At 71.9% G+C, this 3,318-nt stretch carries 2 protein-coding genes; both read left to right on the forward strand.

What is annotated here, in order from left to right; genetic code table 11:
- Window positions 1-30 precede the first annotated feature (30 nt).
- The gene (locus ACW0Q9_RS29915) at window positions 31-1,227 is read left to right on the forward strand and encodes a thiolase family protein (RefSeq protein ID WP_456187023.1); all 1,197 of its coding nucleotides are present in this window, start codon (window positions 31-33) and stop codon (window positions 1,225-1,227) included.
- Window positions 1,224-3,318, forward strand: a 2,095-nt coding sequence (locus ACW0Q9_RS29920) for a 3-hydroxyacyl-CoA dehydrogenase NAD-binding domain-containing protein (RefSeq protein WP_456187025.1), incomplete at its 3' end; no start/stop codon positions are given. The genes ACW0Q9_RS29915 and ACW0Q9_RS29920, both read left to right, overlap by 4 nt.

A 3,318-nucleotide genomic window follows, 5' to 3' on the forward strand; every position in this document is an offset into this window, starting at 1 on the left:
AAACGCCAGTGCCGGCTAGGGAGGCTCTCAGTGCCCCGTGAAGTTCGGGATGTCGTCTTCGTCGACGGCGTCCGCACCCCGTTCGGCAAGGCGGGTGGCATGTACGCCAACACCCGCGCCGACGACCTGGTGATCCGCTGCATCCGCGAGCTGATGCGGCGCAACCCGCAGCTGCCGCCGGAGAAGGTGGAGGAGGTCGCCATCGCGGCCACCACCCAGATCGGCGACCAGGGCCTGACCATCGGCCGCACCGCCGCCCTGCTGGCCGGCCTGCCCAAGACGGTGCCCGGCTTCGCCATCGACCGGATGTGCGCCGGCGCGATGACCGCCGTCACCACCGTCGCCAGCGGCATCGCCATGGGCGCCTACGACGTCGCCATCGCCGGTGGCGTCGAGCACATGGGCCGCCACCCGATGGGCGAGGGCGTCGACCCCAACCCGCGGATCATCGCGGAGAAGCTGGTCGACCCGTCCGCGCTGGTCATGGGCGCGACCGCGGAGAACCTGCACGACCGGGTCCCGCACATCACCAAGGAGCGCACCGACGCGTTCGCGCTCGCCTCGCAGCAGAAGACCGCCAAGGCGTACGCCAACGGCAAGCTCCAGGGCGACCTGGTGCCGGTGGCGATCCGCGACCCGGAGGCCGGCTGGGGTCTGGCCACCACCGACGAGGCTCCCCGGGAGACCTCGCTGGAGAAGCTCGCCACCCTCAAGACGCCGTTCCGCCCGCACGGCAAGGTCACCGCGGGCAACGCGGCCGGCCTGAACGACGGCGCCACCGCCGCCCTGCTGGTCGCCGAGGAGACCGCCCGCGAGCTGGGCCTGCCGATCGGCATGCGGCTGGTGTCGTACGGCTTCGTCGGCGTCGAGCCCGAGGTGATGGGCGTCGGCCCGATCCCGTCGACCGAGAAGGCGCTGCGCATCGCCGGCCTGAGCATCGACGACATCGGCCTGTTCGAGCTGAACGAGGCCTTCGCGGTGCAGGTGCTCGCCTTCCTCGACCACTTCGGCATCGCCGACGACGACCCGCGGGTCAACCCGTGGGGCGGCGCGATCGCCATCGGTCACCCGCTCGCCTCCTCCGGCGTCCGGCTGATGACCCAGCTCGCCCGGCAGTTCGCCGAGCACCCCGAGGTCCGCTACGGCCTCACCGCCATGTGCATCGGCATCGGCATGGGCGGCACCGTGATCTGGGAGAACCCGCACTGGGAGGGTGGAGACAAGTGAGCCTCGCCGCACCGAACGAGGTCGTCACCAGGGCGCTGCTGCGCCAGGTGGCCGTACCGGGGCTGGACCGTCCCGCCGCCCTCATCACCCTGGACAACGGCTTCGACCACACCAAGCCGAACACCTTCGGCCCGGCCGGCCTGACCAGCCTCGACGAGGCGATCACCGCCGCGCTCGCGGCGGACCCGGCGTTCATCGCGGTCACCGGCAAGCCGTACATCTTCTGCGTGGGCGCCGACATCGTCGGCCTGCCGGCGCTGGAGAACCGCGAGCAGGCGCTGGAGATCGGCCGGCTCGGCCACCGGGTCTTCGCCCGGCTCAAGGACAGCGCCGTCCCGACCTTCGCCTTCGTCAACGGCGCGGCGATGGGCGGTGGCCTGGAGCTGGCCCTGCACTGCCACTACCGCACCCTGTCGGCGGGCGCGGCGGCCCTGGCGCTGCCCGAGGTCTCGCTCGGCCTGGTCCCGGGCTGGGGCGGCACCCAGCTGCTGCCGAACCTGATCGGCATCCCCGCCGCCACCCAGGTGATCCTGCAGAACCCGCTGATGCAGAACAAGATGCTCAAGCCGAAGCAGGCGGCCGAGATGGGCATCGCGGACGTGCTGCTGGAGCCGGCCGACTTCCTGGAGCGCTCCCTGGAGTGGGCCGCCGGCGTCGTCCGGGGCGAGGTCACCGTGACCCGGCCCGAGGTCGACAAGGACATGTGGGCGGGCGTGCTCTACTTCGCCCGGCAGACCCTCGACCAGCGGCTGCACGGCGCGGTCCCGGCCGCGTACAAGGCGCTGGACCTGCTGGAGACCGCGAAGGACGCCGACTTCGCCGCCGGCACCGCGGCCGAGGACGAGGCCCTGGCCGACCTCGTCTTCTCCGAAGAGCTGCGCAGCGGCCTGTACGCCTTCGACCTGGTGCAGCGGCGGGCCAAGCGGCCGGCCGGCGCACCGGACAAGGGCCTGGCCCGCCCGGTCACCAAGGTGGGCATCGTCGGCGCCGGTCTGATGGCCAGCCAGCTCGCCCTGCTCTTCGCCCGCCGGCTCCAGGTGCCGGTCGTCATGACCGACCTGGACCAGTCGCGGGTGGACAAGGGCGTCGGCTACGTGCACACCCAGATCGAGAAGGCCGTCAGCAAGGGCCGGATGGACAAGGGCACCGCGGCCAAGCTGTACGGCCTGGTCAGCGGCTCGGTCGACAAGTCCGTCTTCGCCGACGCCGACTTCGTCATCGAGGCGGTCTTCGAGGACCTGGGCGTCAAGAAGCAGGTCTGGGCCGAGCTGGAGAAGATCGTCAAGCCGGAGGCGGTGCTCGCCACCAACACCTCCAGCCTGTCGATCACGGAGATGGCCGCCGACCTGGAGCACCCGGAGCGGGTGGTCGGCTTCCACTTCTTCAACCCGGTCGCGGTGCTGCCGCTGCTGGAGATCGTCCGCGGCGAGCGGACCGACGACGCCACGCTGGCCACCGCGTTCGCGGTCGGCAAGCAGCTGAAGAAGTCGAGCGTGCTGGTCAAGGACGCCCCGGCGTTCGTGGTCAACCGGCTGCTGACCCGCTTCCTCGGCACCGTGTTCGCCGCCGTCGACCAAGGCACCCCGCTGGACGTGGCGAACAGCGCACTGGACCCGCTGGGCCTGCCGATGCGCCCGCTCGCCCTGCTCCAGCTGGTCGGCCCGGCCGTGGCCTACCACGTGGGCGGCACCCTGCACGCCGCCTTCCCGGACCGGTTCGGCGTCAGCGAGAACCTCAAGCGGATCGCCGACTCGGGCCAGCCGATCGTGGTCGACGACCAGGTCAACGAGGAGGTCGCCAAGCTGCTCGTGGTCGGCGACCAGCCGCTCACCGCCGAGCAGGTGCGGCAGAACGCGCTGGACGCGCTGGCCGAGGAGATCCGGCTGATGCTCGACGAGGGCGTCGTCGCCGAGGCGCAGGACATCGACCTGTGCATGATCCTCGGCGCCGGCTGGCCGTTCCACCTGGGCGGCGTCACGCCGTACCTGGACCGGACCGGCACCTCCAAGCGGGTCACCGGCCGTCGGTTCCTGCCGCGCGGGGTGGCCAGCCTGCGCGCGCGGAATCGACGGCCGGCGGTCCGCCTGGCGC

Source organism: Micromonospora sp. I033 (assembly GCF_053890995.1).